The following is an 18,571-nucleotide window of genomic DNA, read 5'->3' as shown; positions in this document are numbered from 1 at the left end:
AGGTCAGGAGGACGCACCCGTGAGCACGCAGTACGCCTACAAGGTCCGCGACCCCGAGGGACGCTTCAAGGAAGGCAAGGTCAAGGCCGACTCGGAGACCGCGGTCGCCGAGCACCTCCTCGGCCTCGGCTTCGTCCCGCTCGAGGTGAAGCCGACGGGTGTCGGTCTCAACCGTGAGATCAGCCTGGGACGAAAGCGGGTCACGACCAAGGACCTCGCGGTCTTCTCACGCCAGCTGGCCACGATGGTCGACGCCGGTCTCACCCTCCTGCGCGGGCTGACGATCCTCGCCGAGCAGGCCGAGAACCCCGAGCTGCGCCGGGCCCTGACGGCGGTCAAGCACGCGGTCGAGGGTGGGCACAGCCTGTCCTCGGCGTTCGCGGAGGACCGGCAGACCTTCCCGCCGTTCCTGGTCAGCATGACCCGCGCCGGCGAGGTCGGCGGCTTCCTCGACGTCGCCCTCCGCCAGGTCGCGGAGACCTTCGAGGCGGAGGTCAAGCTGCGCGCGAAGATCAAGGCCGCGCTGACCTACCCGGTGGTCGTCTTCTGCATGGCCGTCGTCATGTGCGTGGCGATGCTGCTCTTCGTCGTCCCGATCTTCGAGTCGATGTTCGACGAGCTCGGCGGCACGCTGCCGCTGCCGACGCGGATCCTGGTCGCGGTCTCCGGCCTCGTCCGGTACGGCGCCCCCGTCGGCGCGGTCCTGCTCGTCGTGGCCACGGCGTGGTGGCGCCGGCACGGGAAGGACGACCGGGTCCGGGAGGTCGTCGATCCGCTCAAGCTCCGGATCCCGGTCTTCGGGCAGCTCTTCGTCAAGGTCGCGCTCACCCGCTTCGCGCGCAACCTCGGCACCCTGCTCTCCTCCGGCGTCCCGATCCTCTCCGCCATCGACATCGTCTCGGCGACGACCGGCTCCAAGGTGATCGAGCACGCCCTGGTCGACGTCCGTCAGTCGGTCGCGACCGGCGAGTCGATCGCCGGACCGCTCTCGGAGCACCCGGTCTTCCCGCCGATGGTGGTGCAGATGATCGCGTCCGGCGAGGAGTCGGGTGCGGTCGACCAGATGCTCCGGCGGATCTCGGTCTGGTACGAGGAGGAGGTCGAGTCGACGACAGAGGCCCTGACGGCGCTGATCGAGCCGCTGATGATCGCCTTCCTCGGCGTCATCGTCGGCGGCATGATCATCTGCCTCTACCTGCCGATGTTCTCGATCTTCGACCTCGTCAAGTGAGGCCGGCATGAGTACGCGCCTGAAGGCCGCGGACGAGGGGTTCTCCCTGGTCGAGGTCATCGTGGCCTTCGCGCTCTTCGCGATCCTCGTGACGGGCTGCCTGGTCGTCCTCGGCTCGGCCCAGGCGAGCACGCGCGACAACTCGCGGCGCTCCACGGCGACCAACCTCGCCGCCCGCGAGCTCGCGATCACCAGCGACACCTTCGGCTCGCCGCTGCGCGGGCCCGCGCAGGTGGCGATCAACGACGTGCGCAACCCCGACCCGCTGGACGGCGGCCGGGCCGGTGACCCCCTGGTGGTCGACGGCGTGCCCTACACCGTCCTTCGCAGCGCGCAGTGGGCGTCGGTCGGGTCGACGGCCGCGTCGACCTGCGACGAGGGCTCCTCGGCCGAGCTCGCCTACCTGCGCGTGCGGGTCCGGGTCACCTGGCCGGGCGGCGAGGACCACCCGGTCGAGCTGAGCACCGTGCTGACGCCGCTCAAGGGCACCTACTCCGACAACGACGGCCACATCGGCCTCAAGGTCGTCGACGCCGAGGGTGCGCCGCGGAGCGGTCAGAGCGTGACGATCAGCGGGCCCTCCGGGACCCGCACGGCGAGCACGGCCGGGGACGGCTGCGTGCTCTTCGCCTTCCTGACACCCGGGACCTACTCCGTCACCCTCTCGACCACGGGGTACGTCGACATCCTCGGCCACGCACCGTCGGTGACGACGGCGAACGTCCAGCCCGGGCAGCTGTGGCGGAGCACCGTCTCCTACGACCGCGCGGCCACGATCACGGCGTCGTTCACGACCGCCGACGGCTACGCCGTGCCCACCGGGCTTGCGTCGGCGGTGATGCTGGGGAACAGCGCCCTGCTCCCGAGCGGCGCCGCCGCCGCGGTCACCAGCCCGACCACGGGCACGCCGCGCACGATCCCCAACCTCTGGCCGTACGCCGCGGGCTACGAGCTCTGGGCCGGCGCCTGCGTCGACAACGACCCGATGACGCACGTCGAGGCCGGGGGAGCGGGTCGGGACCTTCCCGTCACGGTCACGCCCGGTGGGACGTCGACCGGTGTTGTCGAGCTCGGAGCCCTGTCGATCGTCAACGGGAGCGGCTCCAGCCGCACCAACGTGACGGCGATCCAGGTGCCCGACACCGGCTGCCCCGCCGCCGGCACCTACCCGACCTCCGGCAGCAACCAGAAGAGCTACGGGGTCCGGGTCACCTTCGGCACCGTGGCGGCGAACACGACGCTCAAGACCAGCCTGCCGTTCGGGACCTGGCAGATCTGGAACGGGACCAGCTGGAAGGGCCCGGTCACGCTGGTCAAGGGCGCGGCTCCCGGGAGCGTGGCCCTGTGACCCGGCGTCGGGACCTGCGGGACCGTCGGGACCGGCAGCGGCCCGTCGACGAGGGGATGACCCTCGTCGAGCTGCTCGTCGCCATCGGCCTGACGTCGCTGCTGATGATCGTGGTGTGCGGAGCCACCGTCGTCGCGCTGCGCGCCTCGGACGCCGCGGAGGCCCGCAACGACAATCTGTCCGTCGCCCAGGTGGGGATGGCGGCGGCGACCAAGGTGATCCGGACCGCCGTCCTCCCCGACCAGCTCGACGACCGGGTCTGTACCGGTTGTGCCGACTCCGCGATCGTGCAGGCCACCGGGTCGCAGCTGTCCTTCTACGCCAACCTCGACAACGCCGGCAACGGTCCGAGCCTGGTCACCCTCCAGGCGCTGGCCGACCCGGACCGGTCCGGCACGTGGATGCTGCGTCAGACCCTGGTGCCGCCGACCGTGCTCAGCGACGGTTCGTACACCTTCTGCGACGTCACCTCTGCGACCTGCCGCTTCCGCACCCGCGTGCTGTGCCGCGGCCTGCCCCGCAACGCCTCGGTCTTCCGCTACTACGACTTCGACGGCCGGGTGATCGCGTCGACCACCCTCACGACGACCGACCTGATCCGGGTCTCCACCATCGACGTCTCGCTCACCGTGCAGATGCGGCCCGGCCAGACGCGCACGCCCGCCGAGAGCATCCTCCAGCGGGTCAACCTGCCCAATGCGGACGTGAACGTCCTGACCGACGACGACTGAGGCGCCCATGTCCACGACCCCTCCGACCGACCACGCGCGCCGTACCCGCGACGACGGGTTCGCCGTGCTGGTGGTGATGGCCGGCATGACGGTGCTCATGCTCGTCCTCACCCTGGTGCTGACCTACTCGACCCAGACGCTGCGCACGATCCGCGACGCCCGGGACTGGAACCAGGCCCTGATGGCCGCGGACGCCGGCGTCAGCGACTACCTGGCCCGGCTGAACGCCGACGACAACTACTGGCTGACCAGTCCCGACTGCACCAACACCGCGATGCGCGCGCCGCAGGCGAACGGCGCGTGCGGGTGGGGCGCGAGCACCGCGGTCGGGTGGCTGCCGGTGCCCGGCGGCGACGGCGCGGACTTCCACTACGACGTCAACACGAGCGCCACGGCGGTGAGTGGGACGATCCAGCTCACGGTGACCGGACGCGACCAGGGGGAGACCCGGACCGTGCAGGTGCGGCTGCGCCGCGGCGGCTTCGGGGAGTTCCTCTACTACACCGTCTACGAGACCCTGGACCCGGCCAACGAGGCGCAGTTCGGCACCAACAACACGACGGCGCAGACGCGCTGCTCCAAGTACTACTGGGCCGGGCGCAGCAGCTGGTCCGGCAACCCGTGCGTCGACATCAACTTCATCACCGGCGACGTCATCGACGGCCCGTTGCACAGCAACGACTCGATCCTGATGAGCGGCCGCCCGACCTTCAACGGCACGGTCTCGACCTCGCTCCCGTCGTGCAAGCCCGTCAACGGCGTCAACCCGGCGGCGTCGAGCTGCTACCGGGCGGCGAGTGGCGGCGCGACGCCGGTCTTCAACAAGGGCATCACCTACCGCGCCGAGATCACCATGCCGGACAGCATCGGCGACCTGCGCCAGTACGTCGCGTCGTCGCAGCCGACCCCCGGCTGCCTCTTCACCGGACCGACCCGGATCAAGCTCATCGACGACTCCGGGCCGGTCTCCAAGATGAAGGTCTGGTCACCGTGGACCCGCGGGACCCTCAACCCCGGGTGCGGGACGCCGCCGCTCGACGGCGACCTGCTCACGATCCCGAACAACAACATCGTGATCGTCCAGGACGTGCCCTCGACCCAGACCAAGGACGCCTCCAACACGACGGTGCCGACCGGCTCCTGCGCGGCGGGCTGGATCGGCGACGGCCTCCCGCTCGCGGGCACCACCTCGACCGGCGACTTCGCGCAGACCCTGAGCGAGTCGAGCTGCCGCTACGGGACGCTCTACCTGGAGGGCGTCCTCGAGGGCCGGCTCACGATGGCCGCCGACAACAACATCCTCATCACCGGGAACCTCACCTACAAGGGCGGCCGCACCGGCACCGACGCGCTCGGGCTGATCGCCACGAACTCGGTGAAGATCTACCACCCGGCGAAGTGCACGACGTACTCGAGCGGCAAGTGCACGGCGGGCACCAACCTGAACCGGCCGGTGGGCTCGACCTTCCAGGACCCCCAGGTGAACGCCGCGATCCTGACCCTCCAGCACAGCTTCACCGTGCAGCAGTACCAGCTGGGCAGTCCGCTCGGCACGCTCAACCTCTTCGGCACCATCGCCCAGCGCTACCGCGGCCCGGTCGGCACCGGCTCCATCTCGACCGGCTACCTCAAGCACTACGTCTACGACACCCGGATGCGCTTCGCGCCGCCGCCGTACTTCCTCGACCCGGTGCGCAGCGCCTGGGACGTCAAGACGTACGGCGAGCTCTCGCCGCGCTACGGCTCCGGGTGACCCCCACCCCCAGGACGGAGAAGGACCATGCGTGACAACCGTCGTCGACGCGCGCTCGACGAGGGCTTCACCCTCGTCGAGCTGCTCGTGGTGATCGTGATCGTCGGCCTGCTCGCCGCGATCGCGATCCCGATCTACCTGCACCAGCGCGAGAAGGCGTACGACGCCTCGCTCGAGACCGACGTGAAGACCCTGGCGACCATCGAGGAGACCGTCTTCGTCGACCACCACACCTACCTGTCCGGCGCGACCGCCCCGGAGCGGCTGGCGGACCTGCGGGCCGTGGGGTGGAAGGCCTCGGCCGAGGCCGTCGTCGAGGTCGCCGTGGACGCCGACCGCTACTGCATCCGCGCTCACCACCCGGGCGCCACGAGGGACGGCGGTGCGGGCGGCTTCTACTGGTTCGACTCGACCGGCGGCGGGCTGGCCACGACGCAGCCCCTGGGGGCGTGCGCCGACCTCGACTCCTGGGACCTGGTGTCCTGACCCGGCCCGCCGGTCCAGACCACCGTCAACCCGCTCCGTCGGCCCTCCGACACCCCTGCTGGCAAGACGCCCACACCACAGCACCCAGGAGCGAACCGTGATCCAGCGACTCAAGAAGTCCCTCGAGGAGAAGGACCAGGGCTTCACCCTGATCGAGCTCCTCGTCGTCATCGTCATCGTCGGCATCCTCGCCGCGATCGCGATCCCGATCTTCCTCAACCAGCGCCAGAAGGCCGTGGACGCGGGCATCGAGTCCGACCTCAAGGCCGCCGCGACGGCGCAGGAGACCTACTACACCGACAACCAGACGTACGCGACGAGCCTGACCGAGCTCGTGGACTCGGACGCCGGCTTCAAGGTGTCGAAGGGGAACGAGATCGAGGTGATCGGCGACGCCGACGGCTACTGCATCACCGGCACCAACGACGCCGGCAGCGACAACAAGTTCTTCTGGTACGACTCGCTCGACGGCGGCCTGGTGGTCGGTACGTCGGCGGCCGACAAGCCCGCGGGAGCCTGCGCCTGAGCAGGTCCCCGGCCCCCCGATGGCGCACCGCGAGCCCGCGGTGCGCCATCGTCCATTTCCGGGGCATTTCCGGGTCTATTTCTGCGCACATTTCCGAGCACGATGTCGCGTATCTGGTCCAGACCGGCGTCAACCCCGGCCCGAAGTTCACCGATATGGGTGATGAGAGCGAGACCATCGATACCCGATCGGACGGAGTGCAGGATGACTGACCTCTCTCGGGAGCAGGACCCGATGGACGGCCGCACGGCCGCCGGTGTCCAGCAGCTCCAGGACGACCTCGCGGCGCTCACCCGGGTGCTGCTCGGCCTCCCGACCGCCGGCGGTGCCCGCGTGCGGGTGCCCTCCTCGCCCGTGGCGCAGGTGGCGCCCGTCGTACCGCTGGTGCCCGCCGCGCCGCCGGACGACGAGCCGTGGTTCGCGCCCCTGCTGCACGTGGTGGCCGACGCGCCGGAGCCGGGGGTCGAGCTCACGCCCGAGCCGGAGCTCCGGCTCACGCCCGAGCCCGGGCTCGAGCCGCTGACCGAGGTCCCCTCGCTGGTGGCCCTGGCGCCCGTCGTACCGCTGGTGCCGGATGCGCCGGAGGTGGCGGAGACGGCGGAGGACGTCGTCGAGGTCGCCGACGACGCGGCGCCGGACCCGCACCGGGCGGCCAGCGTGCTCGCCGAGCTCAGGTTCCTGGACGACTGAGGACCACGATGACCGAGACGACCACCCGCCCGCGCGGCGCGCTGCCCGAGATCTGGCACGACTACCAGCAGCGCCGGTCGCCGGAGCTGCGCAACCAGCTGGTGCTGCAGTACTCACCCCTGGTGAAGTACGTCGCCGGCCGGATGCGTGCCGAGCTGCCGTCGAGCATCGAGACCGCCGACCTGGTGTCCGAGGGGATCCTCGGCCTGATGAACGCCGTCGACCGCTTCGACCCGGGTCGCGGGCTCCAGTTCCCGACGTACGCCGTGCCGCGGATCCGCGGCGCGATCATGGACAGCCTGCGTGCGGCGGACTGGGTGCCCCGGTCGGTCCGGGGCCGGGTCCGGACGGTCGAGCGGGCGACCGAGCGACTCCACGAGGACCTCGGTCGCGCGCCGACCGAGCAGGAGATCTCGGCCGAGACGGGCATCCCGGTGGCCGACCTGCGCTCCTCCCTGACCCGGCCGATGACGGTGTCGGTGGCTGCCGACGACGACCTCGCGGGCGTCAGCGAGGGCGTGTCGCAGCTCGACGACCTCTTCGAGAGCGAGGAGAACCGCGACCTGGTGCGATCCGCGCTCACGCAGCTCCCCGAGCGGGACCGGATCGTGATGGCGCTCTACTTCTTCGAGGGCTTCACGCTCAGCGAGATCGGCACGATCCTCGGCGTGACCGAGTCCCGCGCGTCGCAGCTGCGCAGCCGGGCGATCGCCACCATGCGCAGCACGCTCGCGCAGCGGCTCGTCCAGGACTGATCCGCCGGGCGGGATTGGTCACCAACCTGGTCGAATCGGGCCTGTGACATGGGGTTGGTGACCAAACCCCGCGGCTCGGATCGCGGTCCCAGGCCATGGGGATTGGTCACCAACCCCGGGAGATCGGTCCGGAAACCGCAGGTTGGTGACCAATCCCCTCCCCGCGAGGCCGGGCCACGGGGGCGCGTCAGTCGACGTAGTCCTCGCGGCGCAGCCAGCGCAGCGCCCAGGCGCCGTAGACGGGCGGCAGGTACGACGTCGCGATCCGCTGGGTGACCGCGATCGCGAAGGCGGGACCGCTGTCCATGCCCATCGCGACCAGGCCGGCGGCGATGGCGGCCTCGCCGACGCCGACGTTGCCGGGCACCGGGATGATGCTGGCGAAGAGGGCGGCAGCGGCGGTCACGAAGAGGACCTGGGTGTAGGGCAGTGACGGCTGCAGGCCCTCGACCATGCAGGCCATGGCGACCGCGGTGATCAGCAGCGACGCGAGGTTGCTGCCGACGAGCACGAGAGCGCGGGTCGGGCTCTGGGTGACGACGCTCAGCGCCTCCCAGCCGCTGCGGACGACCAGGACCACCCGCGCGCGCAGCTTCGGGACCGCCGCGACCACCACGACCGAGATCCCCACCGCGACGGCGAGGGCGAGGACGATCTTGCCGAGGTCCGTCGGGCTCGACAGCGCGAAGTCGGGCAGCGACTGTGCGAAGAGCAGCCCGACCGCGACCACGAGGACGTTGCAGAGCGCGCCGGCGAAGGAGTCGAGGGCGCTGGCGGTGACGGCAGCGGCCGGTCCCTCGCCGTACCGACGGAAGAGCGAGGTGTTGAGCGCGACCCGTCCGACCGTCGCGGAGATGGCCAGCCCGACGGTCTTGATGGCGTACTGCAGCTGCACCAGGGGCAGCAGCGGCAGCCGGGTGGTCACGGCCGACATCGTGGTCACGGAGTCCGCGACCGAGGTGACCTGCGCGATCACCAGGCCGATCACCACCCACGCCCACGTCGCGTTGCGCCAGGTGTCCCACACGGTCGCCCAGTCGAGGCCCACCAGCGTGCTGAGCAGGGCGTACGCCGCGACGAGGATCAGCGCCGTCTGCAGCAGCCCGCCCCAGCTCACCCGGGTGATCTCGGCCGGCGGCGGTGGCTCGGTGCCGGTGCGGTCCACGACCGTCGTCTGCAGGTCGCCCAGCAGCTGCTTCATCCCGTCGGCGGAGCGCAGCGGCCGGGGGAGGGCGGCCCGCTGGAGGTAGGGCACGGCGGCCGCCACCGGTGCGGCGCCGAGGACCTCGACCGCCCCGTCGACCGCGCGGTCGGGGCCGACCTGGTGGGCGACGGCGGTCAGCAGCGTCGCGAGCTCCTGAGCGCGCTCGGCGTCGCCGGCGGCGACGGTGCCGTCGGCGAAGCCGGAGAGGACGACGCCGCGCTCGGTCGCGGCGACGCGGTCGAGGGTGAGGCCTCCGTGGGTGAGACCGGCGCCGTGCAGCCGGCCGACGGTCTCCCAGACCGAGCGCAGGGTGGCGTCGTCGACCTCGGGTACGCCGGAGAGCGGCTCCGCCGGAGCCCCCAGCACGATGATCGCGTCCCCGTCGCTCTCGGCCGCGGCGAGCACGTCGTCGACGCCGACGAGCGCGCGGTCGGCCAGGATCGTCACCAGCGCCTCGTGCTCGACCAGCTGGAGCCGGGTGGCCTGGGGTGCGGTCTGGTCGCGGTAGAGCAGCATCCGCCACCACCGCGCGGCCCGGTGGGCGTCGGTGGCGTCGCGGCCGTAGACCTTGACCAGGACCGGTGCGCCGTCCGGGGCCGTGGCGAGGAGCAGGCGTGCGCCCCACGGCTGCTCCTCCGCGAAGCGCAGGTCGGTGAGCTCGAGGCCGAGGCCCCGGAGGCTGCCGGTCACCTGTCCGAGCTCGGGGTGGCCGGCGGGTGAGCCGAAGAGGATCAGGGCGGCGCTGGCCCCGGCGACACCGATCGCGAGCGCGCCGAGCACGTCGGTCGGGCCGGCGATGCCGATCGCCCAGGCCGCCACGCACTGCACCGACACGACCAGGACGTGGAGCCGTCGGTAGCTCAGCACCACCCACGGCCGCAGGGCGAGGAGCGCTGCCGTCACCATCGCCACCCGCAGCGTCGGGAACCCGTGCGGTGACCCGGCGCGCACCGGTCCCGGGTCCAGCTCCGGGAGCCCGGCCCCAGCGAGGAGGGAGGCGACCAGCGTGGCCCCGATCGCGATCCCCACGGCGACCACGAGGGTGATCGGGAGCCGACCACGCCGCGGGAGCGTCAGCACCACCGCGACGGCCACGAGGCCGACGTAGACGGTGCCGAGCGCGTAGGAGATGTCGAAGAGCGTCGTCACCCACCGGGGCAGGTCGTCGGCGACGTGGCGCACGGCGCTGTCGAGGGAGCCGCGGTCGACGGCGGCGCGCACGCAGGAGAGGGCGACCAGCACGCCGACGACGAGCAGGGTGAGGTCGACCGGGCGCCGGCTGAGGTTGGCGCCGCGGACGAAGAAGCGGGCGGGGACGACGGGCTCAGCCACGCGGCACCTCCGCCCGGTGGCCCAGGCCCTCGAGCCAGCCGACCAGCACCCGGTGCAGCGCGTCCGCTCCCACCACCATCTCCTCGGGCATCTCGAAGTCCACCGGGTGCACCACCATGCCCCGGTCCTGCCAGCCGCCGAGACCACCGTGGCACGCCACCAGCCCCTCGAACGCCGCGACCTCGCCGATCTCGTCGATCAGGCTGTTGACGTAGATGTCCGGGGCCTCGGCCATCGTCGCAGCCCGGAGCACGAACTCCGGCGCGTGCGGGCCGTACGCCGCCAGCGGGTCCTCGCCCGAGATCACCCCGTCGCGCACGCGGTGCTCGCCACCGGCGCCGATCGCGACGGGGCCGTGCTCGGCGGTGTCCACGACGACGAACCCGACGCCGGGGTGCTCCACGAGGCCCGGCACGAGCGCGGGGTAGCGAGCGGCCAGCTCGTCGAGGGTCAGCCGGTGGTCCTCGCCCGCGACGTAGACGAGACCGAGGTTGCCGGACCCGAACACCAGGAACTCCTGCTCCTTCTCGGGCCGGCGGGTCTCGAAGGTGGTCGCCTCGACGCGCTCGGTGGCCCGCTCCGACGCCCGCTGCAGCGCGCGCCCGAGCACCGTCTCGGTGTCGCCGCCGCCGGCCAGCATGGAGGTGACCGAGCCACTGCTCTCGGCGTTCTCGACCGACGCCACGGTCGCGGTGTCGGTCAGCCGCGACACGAGCGCGGCGAGGTCCTCGCCGTACCGGTCGGCGAAGACGGCGCCCTGCGACTGCCCGTGGTCGGAGAGCACGACCAGGTGGTAGGTGCGCGGCGCGACCGCGGCGACCGCCTCGAGCTGGGCGAGGACGGCGTCGATGCCGGCCAGCGCGTCGAGCGCCTCCGGCCGCACGATGCCGGCGTGGTGGGCGACCGCGTCGTAGTCGACGTAGTCCACGTAGATGCTGCGGCGCCCTCGCAGCATCGCGTCCGCGACCAGGGTGGTGTTGAGGTCGCGGATCACCCCGGTGAGCGCGGCGCGCTCCATGGCGAAGCCCCAGCCGCGGTGCACGCGCGGGCGGATGTCGCGGCGTACGGCGCGCGCCGCCTGGAAGCGCTCGCGCCCGATCTCGCTGATCGCCCGCGACATGCTGCGCGCGAAGCCCGCCGGCCGGCTGAGGTACTCCGAGATCGTCTGCCGGGACTCACGCGTCTGCTGGCCGCGGCCGATCGCGCTCATCGTGGCGTACGCCGTCGGCGCGTCGCCGGTGAAGAGGTTGCTGACCGAGACGCCGTCGTCGACCAGCAGGCCCCGGCCGTCCGAGTGCATCGCCTCGATGGCCGCGGCGTCGGCGGGCCGGTTGGCGACGTAGACCTTGCCGGACGGGCGGTCGACCCAGCGGAAGGCCGGGATGCCCTCGATGGTGCCGTGCAGGATGCCCATCTGGCTGGCCGGCGTGGTGGCGGGCAGCTTGGGCCGCCACTCGACGGCGCGGTGCGTGCCGCCGCGGACCCAGCGGGAGAGCGTCGGCAGGGTGCCGGCGTGGATGCACCAGTCGAGCACCGGCCACGGCACCCCGTCGGCCTGCACGAAGACCACGCCGTCGACCTCGGGGTCGGGCACCGTCGTACGCCGCCGTCGCGCCCGACGGAGCAGCGAGGCGGTGACGGCGTCGTCGGTGCCGGCGGTCGCGACCCAGACGAAGAGGGTCGAGACGGCGGCGATGATCCACGCGGCGAGCAGCGCCCAGCCGAGGTCGCTCGCGGCGCCGCCCTGCGGCAGGTAGACCACGACCCAGACCGCGAGCGCCTGGCCGAGGAGGCCCGAGAGGATCGCGCCCACCCAGCCGAGCAGCACCGCTGTCCGGACGAGGAGGATCCGCAGCAGCGCGCCGCAGACCGAGATCAGGACGGCGGTGACGAGGACGCCGCGCCAGCCTCCGGTCTCGAAGCTCGGCACCAGCCAGGTGCAGAGCGCGATGCCGAGCGCGGCGCCGAGCAGCGCAAGGAGGGCGCGGCCGACATCGCCCCAGCGCAGGACGCTCATGCCGGGAACCTAGCCGCGGCGCTCGCGGACGGGGCTCCCCCGAATCGTGTGGTGTCAGGCGGCGTGCAGGCCGGCCGGGTGGTCCGGAGCGGCGGCCGGAAGGGCGTCGCGCTCCGGCGTCGCGTCCACGGGCCGCGTCGCCTGGCTGGTGCGGTGGACCATCCACACGAAGAGCCCGAGGGCCAGGAAGGTCACCGTGATGACGATCCCGAGGTAGACGCCCCAGAAGAGGAACGTGTGCTCGTGGATCGGGTAGTTCTGTCCGGCGGGAGTCATGGGTCCACGCTCGGCTCTCCTGGGCAGGGGGCGGCAGGGACGGCCGCCACCAGCCGGGGGGACCAAGGTCCCGTGGCAGGCTGCGTCCCGTGACCGAGGGCAGCGACGGCACCGAGGGCGTGGAGATCCTGCCGGCCGACCGCGCCGGCTCCTTCGTGCTGCGGATGTCCGGGATGGACCAGTCGTACGTCGACCTCGCGGACCCGACCCGGCTGGTCTTCGAGTACGTACGCCGACTCGGCGACGTCGTCGACGCCTGCGCGCCCGCCGGCGCCGCGGTGCGGGTCGTGCACGTCGGCGGGGCCGCGATGACGCTGCCGCGGTACGTCGCCGCCACGCGCCCCCGCTCGGCGCAGGTGGTCCTCGAGCCGGCGGCCGGGGTGACCGAGCTGGTGCGCCGCGAGCTCCCGCTGTCGCGGGGCAGCGGGATCAAGGTCCGCCCGGTCGACGGACGGGCCGGGGTCGCGGCCCTGCGCGACTCCTCGGTCGACCTGCTGGTCGTCGACGCGTTCGCGGACGCGCGGGTGCCGGCATCCCTGGTGACGCCGGCCTTCTTCGCCGACGCCGCCCGTGTGCTGGGGGACGGCGTGGTCGCCCTCAACCTCACCGACCGGGCGCCCTTCGGCTGGACCCGGCGGGCCGTGGCCTCGCTGCGCACCGCCTTCCCGCACCTGCTGCTCACCGCCGAGCCGGCGACCCTGCGCGCCAAGCGGCTCGGCAACCTGGTGGTGGTCGCCTCCCGCGGCGCGGTCCCGCTCGAGACGCTGCGCCGCCGGGCGACGACCGCCGGATCGCCGTACCGGGTCCTCGACGCCGCCGCGGTCTCCGACTCCTTCGGTGGCGGCACGCCCTTCAGCGACGCCGACGCGGAGCCGTCCCCGGCGCCGTGACGTCGGCGCCGCCTCCTAGGGTCGTGCCGTGATCGGGCGACTGGCATGGGTGACGACGGCGGAGGCGCGCGGCCGCGACGAGGACGAGCCGCTCGCGCTGGCGGCGCTCGAGCGCACCGGCGTGTCCGTCGAGGTCGTCGACTGGGACGACGCCGACGTCGACTGGGCGGGCTTCGACCGGGTCGTGCTGCGGTCGGCCTGGGACTACCCCCAGCACCTGCCGGCCTTCCTCGACTGGCTGGAGGCCGTCGACGCGGCCAGCGAGCTGGTCAACCCGGCGGCGATGGTCCGGTGGAGCCTGGACAAGGCCTACCTGGCCGAGCTCGAGGAGGCCGGTGTCCCGATCACGCCGACCGTCTTCGTCCCACCCGGGTCGGAGCCGCGCTTCCCGGACGGCGGCTTCGTGGTGAAGCCCGCCGTCGGCGCGGGCAGCGTCGACGCCGCGTCGTACGACGCCGACCAGCGTGACGTCGCGACCGCGCACGTCGAGCGGCTCCACGCCGCCGGGCAGGTCGCGCTCGTGCAGCCCTACCTCGCGTCGGTCGCCACCGACGGCGAGTGGCCGCTGGTCTTCCTGGGCGGCAGCTACAGCCACGCCGCGAGCAAGCGCGTCGCGCTGCCCCGGGCCGGGTCCGTCGACGACCTCTTCGCGGAGGAGACCAACGCGCCGCACGAGGCGAGCGTCGAGCAGGTCGCGGTGGCCCGGGCCGCCGTCGACGTGGTCACGGCGCGCTTCGGCACCCCGGCGTACGCGCGGGTCGACCTGGTCCGCGCCGACGACGGCCACTTCGTCGTCCTCGAGGTCGAGCTGGTCGAACCCTCGCTCTTCCTGCCCTACGCCGACGCCGTGGCGGCCGACCGACTGGCGGCTGTGCTCGTAGGCTCCCCGTCGTGAGCCGTGACCTCCGCCGCATCGCCGTCTTCTGCGGGTCCGGCCCCGGCACCGACCCGAGTCTGTCCGCGGTCGCGTACGACGTCGGCCGCGGTCTCGCGGAGCGCGGCCTCGGCCTCGTCTACGGCGGTGGTGGCAGCGGCCTGATGGGGGAGGTGTCGCAGGGTGCGCTGGACGCAGGTGGCGAGGTGATCGGCGTGATCCCGCGGTCGATGGTGGAGCGCGAGTGGGGGCGCCACGACCTCACCGAGCTGCACGTCGTCGAGACGATGCACGAGCGCAAGGCGATGATGGCCGACCTCGCCGACGCCTTCCTCTGCCTGCCCGGCGGCCTCGGGACGCTCGAGGAGATCGTCGAGGTCTGGAGCTGGCGACACATCGGCTTCAACGACGACCCGGTCGGCTTCCTCAACCCCGGTGGCTTCTGGACGCCGCTGCTCGAGGCGCTCGACGGTCTGGTCGGTGCCGGTTTCGTCCGTCGCGAGGTGCTCGACGACGTGGTCGTCGCCGCCGACCTCGCCGCGGCGCTCGCCGGGCTCGCTGCCCGCTAGCGGTAGGCCCGACCCCGCGCCTCCCGGGTCCACAGCACACCTGCGCCGGCGGTGGGGCCCTCGGCCGACAGCGTCCTCTTGAGCACCTTGTTCGTGGCCGTGCGGGGAAGTGTGTCGACGACGCGGACGTAGCGCGGCCAGCCCTTGGTGGGCAGGTCGGCCTGCTCGGCGAGGAAGACCTCCAGCTCAGCCGGAGTGAGCGGTCCGGTGAGCACGAGCGCAGCCATCACCTGGTCGCCGACCGACTCGTCCGGCACCGCGTAGACGGCGGCCTCGGAGACCGCCGCGTGACGGAGCAGGATCCGCTCGATCGGCGCGGCGGCGAGGTTCTCGCCGTCCACGCGCAGCCAGTCGGCCGTGCGGCCGGCGAAGTAGACGAACCCGTCGGCGTCGCGATAGGCGAGGTCGCCCGACCAGTACATCCCGCCGCGCATCCGGTCGGCCTCGGCTCCGGGATCCTTGTAGTAGCCCGCGAACGCGCCCGCGCCGGCGGTGTTGACCAGCTCGCCGGTCGCCTCCTCGGCGTTGAGCAGCTCGCCCGAGGGGCCGAAGACCGCGTCCGGGACCTCCGCCATCGTCTCGCGGTCGAGCACCTTCACGCCGTCGACCGGACGGCCGAGGGATCCCGCCGGCATCTCGGGGACGCGCTGCACGACGACGGCGTTCTCCGTCGAGGAGTAGGAGTCGACGACCACGCAGCCGAAGCGCCTCCCGAACGCCTCGATGTCGCGCTCGTTGGCCTCGTTGCCGAAGACCAGCCGCAGCGGGTTGTCCGCGTCGTCCGGCGCCTCGGGCGTCGCCATGATGTAGGTGAGCGGCTTGCCGACGTAGTTGGCGTACGTCGCGCCGTGGCGCCGGACGTCGGGCAGGAAGCCGGACGCCGAGAACCGCCGCGCCAGCGCGATGGTCGCGCCGCCGGCCAGGGCCGGACCCCAGCCGGCCATGATCGCGTTGGAGTGGAACATCGGCATGGAGAGGTACGCCGTGTCCGCCGGCGACAGCCCGAACCGCTCGGACAGGAACTGCCCCGGGTAGGCCACCTTCGCCTGGGTCACGTTGACGGCCTTCGGGTCGCCCGACGTGCCCGAGGTGAAGATCAGCATCATCAGGTCGTCCGGCCCGACCTCGACGTCCGGCACGGCCGCGGCCGCGTGCAGGTCGAGCAGGCCGTCCCAGTCCGGTGACTCCAGCGGCAGCACCGGTACGTCGACCTCGGCCAGCAGGTCGGCGTGCGCCGCGTCCGTCACGACGAGCTGCACGTCGGCGCGGCGTACGTCGGCCGCGAGCGCCTCCCCGCGCCGGGTCGGGTTGAGCCCGACCACGACCGCACCACCCAGCGCGGCGCCACCCAGCAGGAACGCGAACTCGGGCACGTTCTCCAGCAGCACCCCGACGTGCGGCGGCTCTCCCGACGGCAGCAGCGCGTCGAGCACCGCCGCGCGCACGCAGGACTCCTGCACGACCTCCGCCCAGGTCCACGCGGAGTCCTCGAAGAGGAGCCCGGGGGATTGGTCACCAACCCGCGCGAGCAGCTGCCCGCGCACGGTGGGCATGGTCATGCGGGCTCGGCGGCCAGCGCTCGTCCGATGGTCAGCGCCTGCTCGGTGGCGCCGCCGTGCAGGAACTCGAAGCGCTTGGCCGAGGTGAAGAAGCGGTGCGTCTCGCCGTCGAGGTCGATGCCGACGCCGCCGTGCACGTGCACCGCCGTGTGCGCGATCCGGTGACCGGCGTCGGCCGCCCACAGCTTCGCGATCGCGACCTCGGTGTCGGCCGGCAGACCCTCGTCGAGACGCCACGCGGCCGACCACAGCGTGAGCCGCTGGCCGAGCACGTCGATGTAGCCGTCCGCGAGCCGCTGCGACACGGCCTGGAAGGTCCCGATCGGGCGGCCGAACTGCTCGCGCGACGTGGCGTACGACGAGGTCAGCCGCAGCGCACCCTCGGTGATCCCGAGCTGCTCCGCGGCACCGCCGAGCACCATCAGCTGGCGCAGCCGCCGATCGGCGGTGCCGTCGGCCCCGCCCAGCAGGCGGTCGCCGCCGAGCACCGCGCCGTCGAGGTCGAGCCGGGCCACGGCATCACGGTCGGAGAAGTGCTGGGCCACCACCGTGACGCCGGCGTCGCCGGGCTCGACCAGGAAGACGCCGACGCCGGACGGCGTCTCGGCGGGCACCAGGAAGAGGTCGGCGTAGGGACCGGCGGGGACGACGGCCTTGCTGCCGGTGAGCACGTAGCCGTCGCCGTCGGGGGAGGCGACCGTGGTCGGGCGCTCCGGCGCCCACGCGCGCTCCTCGGCGATCGCGGCGGTCACCACGACGCCGCCCGTCGCGGCGCGGGGCAGCCAGGCAGCCCGCTGCTCGTCGGTGCCGTGCTCGGCGATCAGCCGGGACGCGGGGCCGTGGGCGGCCAGCGGGACGGGCGCCACGACCCGGCCGACCTCGACGAGGACGCGGGCGAGCTCGACCAGGCCGAGCCCGGCGCCGTCGTACTCCTCCGGCAGCGCGAGCCCGAGCAGGCCGGCGTCGCCGAGTGCCTTCCACAGATCGCGGTCGAAGCGGTCCCCGTCGGCCTCGACGGCCTTCATGCGCTCGTTGGTGGCGCGGTCCGCGAGGATGCTCGCCGCCAGCTCGGCGGCGTCGTCCTGCTCCTGGGTGAACCGGAAGTCCATCTCGTTCAGCTCCTCTTGGCTGCGGGGAGGCCGAGGCCGACGTACCCGATGATGTCGCGCTGGATCTCGTTGGTGCCGCCGCCGAAGGTCATCACCAGCGCGGAGCGGTAGAAGCGCTCGAGGCGGCCCTGGAGCACGGCACCCTCGGAGGCACCGGTGATGCCGGCCTCGGGACCGACGATCTCCATCAGCGTGCGGTAGACCTCGGTCGCGAGCTCCGAGCCGTAGATCTTGGTGGCCGACGCCTCGGCGGGGGACAGGTCGACGCCGGCGTCCGCGTCGGCCGCGAGCTTCCAGTTGATGAGCCGCAACGCCTCCGCGCGGGCGTGCGCCCGGCCCAGCGCGATCTGCACCCACTCGCTGTCGATCACCCGCTCGCCGTTGGGCGCCTTCGTCGCCTGCGCCCAGGTGCGCACCATCTCGATCGAGTGCGTCAGGGGAGCGGCCGAGGTGAGCGCGACCCGCTCGTGGTTGAGCTGGTTGGTCATCAGCGACCAGCCGCCGTTGAGCTCGCCGACCAGGTTGGACGCCGGCACGCGCACGTCCTCGTAGTACGTCGCGCTCGTGCTGACGCCCGCGACCGTGTGCACGGGGGTGTAGGAGAAGCCCTCGGCGCCGGCCGGGACCAGGATCATCGACAGGCCCTTGTGGCGCGGCAGGTCGGGATCGGTGCGGCAGGCCAGCCAGATCCAGTCGGCGTACTGGATCAGCGAGGTCCACATCTTCTGACCGTTGATCACCCACTCGTCGCCCTCGCGGACCGCGCGGGTCTTGAGCGAGGCGAGGTCGGTGCCGGAGCCGGGCTCGGAGTAGCCGATGGAGAAGTGGAGGTCGCCGGCCAGGATCTTGGGGAGGAAGGAGGCCTTCTGCTCGTCGGTGCCGTAGCGCATGATCGTCGGCCCGACCGTGTTGAGCGTCAGGTAGGGGATCGGGACGCCCGCCACGGCGGCCGCGTCGGTGAAGATCAGCTGCTCGATCATCGAGCGGTTCTGCCCGCCGTACTCCGTCGGCCAGCCGATGCCGAGCCAGCCGTCGGTGCCGAGCTGGCGGATCACCTTCTTGTAGACGACGTCGTCGCCGAACTCGCCGGTCGCGGACGCGAGGCCGGCCTTGACCTCCGGCGTGACCAGGCCGGCGAAGTACTCGCGCAGCTCTTCACGAAGCGCTTGCTGGTCCGGTGTCAGGGCGATGTGCATGGGGCACGCTGCTTTCGTTGGCTTG

At 72.6% G+C, this 18,571-nt stretch carries 17 protein-coding genes; 11 read left to right on the top strand and 6 right to left on the bottom strand.

Annotated elements, in window-relative coordinates:
• Positions 1-19 precede the first annotated feature (19 nt).
• The 8 genes from K8U61_RS17755 to K8U61_RS17720 all read left to right on the top strand — a co-directional run bounded on the left by K8U61_RS17755 (position 20) and on the right by K8U61_RS17720 (position 7,520).
• Complete coding sequence (locus tag K8U61_RS17755; protein WP_224124378.1) at positions 20-1,231, top strand: type II secretion system F family protein; 1,212 nt, start codon at positions 20-22, stop codon at positions 1,229-1,231.
• 7 nt (positions 1,232-1,238) lie between these two features.
• Positions 1,239-2,579 carry a prepilin-type N-terminal cleavage/methylation domain-containing protein gene (locus K8U61_RS17750; RefSeq protein WP_224124377.1) on the top strand — a complete coding sequence of 447 codons (1,341 nt, stop codon included), beginning with the start codon at positions 1,239-1,241 and terminating at the stop codon, positions 2,577-2,579.
• Positions 2,576-3,310 (top strand): PulJ/GspJ family protein, encoded by a 735-nt coding sequence (locus K8U61_RS17745; protein ID WP_224124376.1) that lies wholly within the window; start codon positions 2,576-2,578, stop codon positions 3,308-3,310. The genes K8U61_RS17750 and K8U61_RS17745 overlap by 4 nt, the downstream gene beginning before the upstream one ends.
• A gap of 7 nt (positions 3,311-3,317) precedes the next feature.
• On the top strand, positions 3,318-5,063 hold the full coding sequence (locus K8U61_RS17740; protein WP_224124375.1) for a hypothetical protein: 1,746 nt from the start codon (positions 3,318-3,320) through the stop codon (positions 5,061-5,063).
• Between the two features lie 27 nt (positions 5,064-5,090).
• Positions 5,091-5,549 (top strand): prepilin-type N-terminal cleavage/methylation domain-containing protein, encoded by a 459-nt coding sequence (locus tag K8U61_RS17735; protein WP_224124374.1) that lies wholly within the window; start codon positions 5,091-5,093, stop codon positions 5,547-5,549.
• A gap of 97 nt (positions 5,550-5,646) precedes the next feature.
• A complete protein-coding gene (locus K8U61_RS17730; protein ID WP_224124373.1) occupies positions 5,647-6,075 on the top strand; it encodes a type IV pilin protein in 429 nt (142 codons plus the stop codon).
• 204 nt (positions 6,076-6,279) lie between these two features.
• A complete protein-coding gene (locus K8U61_RS17725; protein WP_224124372.1) occupies positions 6,280-6,765 on the top strand; it encodes a hypothetical protein in 486 nt (161 codons plus the stop codon).
• A gap of 8 nt (positions 6,766-6,773) precedes the next feature.
• Positions 6,774-7,520, top strand: coding sequence for a FliA/WhiG family RNA polymerase sigma factor (locus K8U61_RS17720; RefSeq protein ID WP_224124371.1), 747 nt, complete (start codon positions 6,774-6,776; stop codon positions 7,518-7,520).
• Between the two features lie 187 nt (positions 7,521-7,707).
• On the opposite strand, the gene K8U61_RS25555 is transcribed toward K8U61_RS17720, so the two are convergent.
• Genes K8U61_RS25555 through K8U61_RS17705 form a run of 3 tightly spaced genes read right to left on the bottom strand, consistent with a single transcriptional unit; the run spans position 7,708 to position 12,349 of the window.
• Positions 7,708-10,056, bottom strand: a complete 2,349-nt coding sequence (locus K8U61_RS25555; RefSeq protein ID WP_224124370.1) for a lysylphosphatidylglycerol synthase transmembrane domain-containing protein — start codon at positions 10,054-10,056, stop codon at positions 7,708-7,710.
• Positions 10,049-12,073, bottom strand: coding sequence for an alkaline phosphatase family protein (locus K8U61_RS17710; RefSeq protein ID WP_224124369.1), 2,025 nt, complete (start codon positions 12,071-12,073; stop codon positions 10,049-10,051). Before K8U61_RS17710 ends, K8U61_RS25555 begins: the two co-directional genes overlap by 8 nt.
• A gap of 54 nt (positions 12,074-12,127) precedes the next feature.
• On the bottom strand, positions 12,128-12,349 hold the full coding sequence (locus K8U61_RS17705; protein WP_224124368.1) for a hypothetical protein: 222 nt from the start codon (positions 12,347-12,349) through the stop codon (positions 12,128-12,130).
• Positions 12,350-12,438: 89 nt separating this feature from the next.
• On the opposite strand from K8U61_RS17705, the gene K8U61_RS17700 reads away from it, so the two are divergent.
• From K8U61_RS17700 to K8U61_RS17690, 3 genes are read left to right on the top strand one after another with little or no spacing between them, the layout of a single operon-like run.
• A complete protein-coding gene (locus K8U61_RS17700; RefSeq protein ID WP_224124367.1) occupies positions 12,439-13,239 on the top strand; it encodes a spermidine synthase in 801 nt (266 codons plus the stop codon).
• Positions 13,240-13,267: 28 nt separating this feature from the next.
• Positions 13,268-14,134 (top strand): ATP-grasp domain-containing protein, encoded by an 867-nt coding sequence (locus K8U61_RS17695; protein ID WP_224124366.1) that lies wholly within the window; start codon positions 13,268-13,270, stop codon positions 14,132-14,134.
• The gene (locus K8U61_RS17690; protein WP_224124365.1) at positions 14,131-14,682 is read left to right on the top strand and encodes an LOG family protein; all 552 of its coding nucleotides are present in this window, start codon (positions 14,131-14,133) and stop codon (positions 14,680-14,682) included. The genes K8U61_RS17695 and K8U61_RS17690 overlap by 4 nt, the downstream gene beginning before the upstream one ends.
• Here K8U61_RS17690 and K8U61_RS17685 read toward each other — a convergent pair.
• Genes K8U61_RS17685 through K8U61_RS17675 form a run of 3 tightly spaced genes read right to left on the bottom strand, consistent with a single transcriptional unit; the run spans position 14,679 to position 18,546 of the window.
• Entirely contained in the window at positions 14,679-16,241 is a 1,563-nt protein-coding gene (locus tag K8U61_RS17685) for a long-chain-fatty-acid--CoA ligase (RefSeq protein WP_224124364.1), read from the bottom strand. The genes K8U61_RS17690 and K8U61_RS17685 overlap by 4 nt on opposite strands.
• Complete coding sequence (locus K8U61_RS17680; RefSeq protein ID WP_224124363.1) at positions 16,238-17,350, bottom strand: acyl-CoA dehydrogenase family protein; 1,113 nt, start codon at positions 17,348-17,350, stop codon at positions 16,238-16,240. Before K8U61_RS17680 ends, K8U61_RS17685 begins: the two co-directional genes overlap by 4 nt.
• A gap of 5 nt (positions 17,351-17,355) precedes the next feature.
• Entirely contained in the window at positions 17,356-18,546 is a 1,191-nt protein-coding gene (locus K8U61_RS17675; protein WP_224124362.1) for an acyl-CoA dehydrogenase family protein, read from the bottom strand.
• Positions 18,547-18,571 lie beyond the last annotated feature (25 nt).

The sequence above is a fragment of the Nocardioides mangrovi genome (genome assembly GCF_020073815.1).
Lineage (GTDB): Bacteria > Actinomycetota > Actinomycetes > Propionibacteriales > Nocardioidaceae > Nocardioides > Nocardioides mangrovi.
This window is presented reverse-complemented; position numbering and strand designations above follow the sequence as displayed.

Excerpts from the sequence above, each read along its gene's own strand:
- K8U61_RS17750 (WP_224124377.1), top strand. The coding sequence starts at position 1,239 with ATGAGTACGCGCCTGAAGGCCGCGGACGAGGGGTTCTCCCTGGTCGAG.
- K8U61_RS17740 (WP_224124375.1), top strand. The coding sequence starts at position 3,318 with ATGTCCACGACCCCTCCGACCGACCACGCGCGCCGTACCCGCGACGAC.
- K8U61_RS17735 (WP_224124374.1), top strand. The coding sequence starts at position 5,091 with ATGCGTGACAACCGTCGTCGACGCGCGCTCGACGAGGGCTTCACCCTC.
- K8U61_RS17725 (WP_224124372.1), top strand. The coding sequence starts at position 6,280 with ATGACTGACCTCTCTCGGGAGCAGGACCCGATGGACGGCCGCACGGCC.
- K8U61_RS17720 (WP_224124371.1), top strand. The coding sequence starts at position 6,774 with ATGACCGAGACGACCACCCGCCCGCGCGGCGCGCTGCCCGAGATCTGG.
- K8U61_RS17710 (WP_224124369.1), bottom strand. The coding sequence starts at position 12,073 with ATGAGCGTCCTGCGCTGGGGCGATGTCGGCCGCGCCCTCCTTGCGCTG.
- K8U61_RS17705 (WP_224124368.1), bottom strand. The coding sequence starts at position 12,349 with ATGACTCCCGCCGGACAGAACTACCCGATCCACGAGCACACGTTCCTC.
- K8U61_RS17685 (WP_224124364.1), bottom strand. The coding sequence starts at position 16,241 with ATGACCATGCCCACCGTGCGCGGGCAGCTGCTCGCGCGGGTTGGTGAC.
- K8U61_RS17680 (WP_224124363.1), bottom strand. The coding sequence starts at position 17,350 with ATGGACTTCCGGTTCACCCAGGAGCAGGACGACGCCGCCGAGCTGGCG.
- K8U61_RS17675 (WP_224124362.1), bottom strand. The coding sequence starts at position 18,546 with ATGCACATCGCCCTGACACCGGACCAGCAAGCGCTTCGTGAAGAGCTG.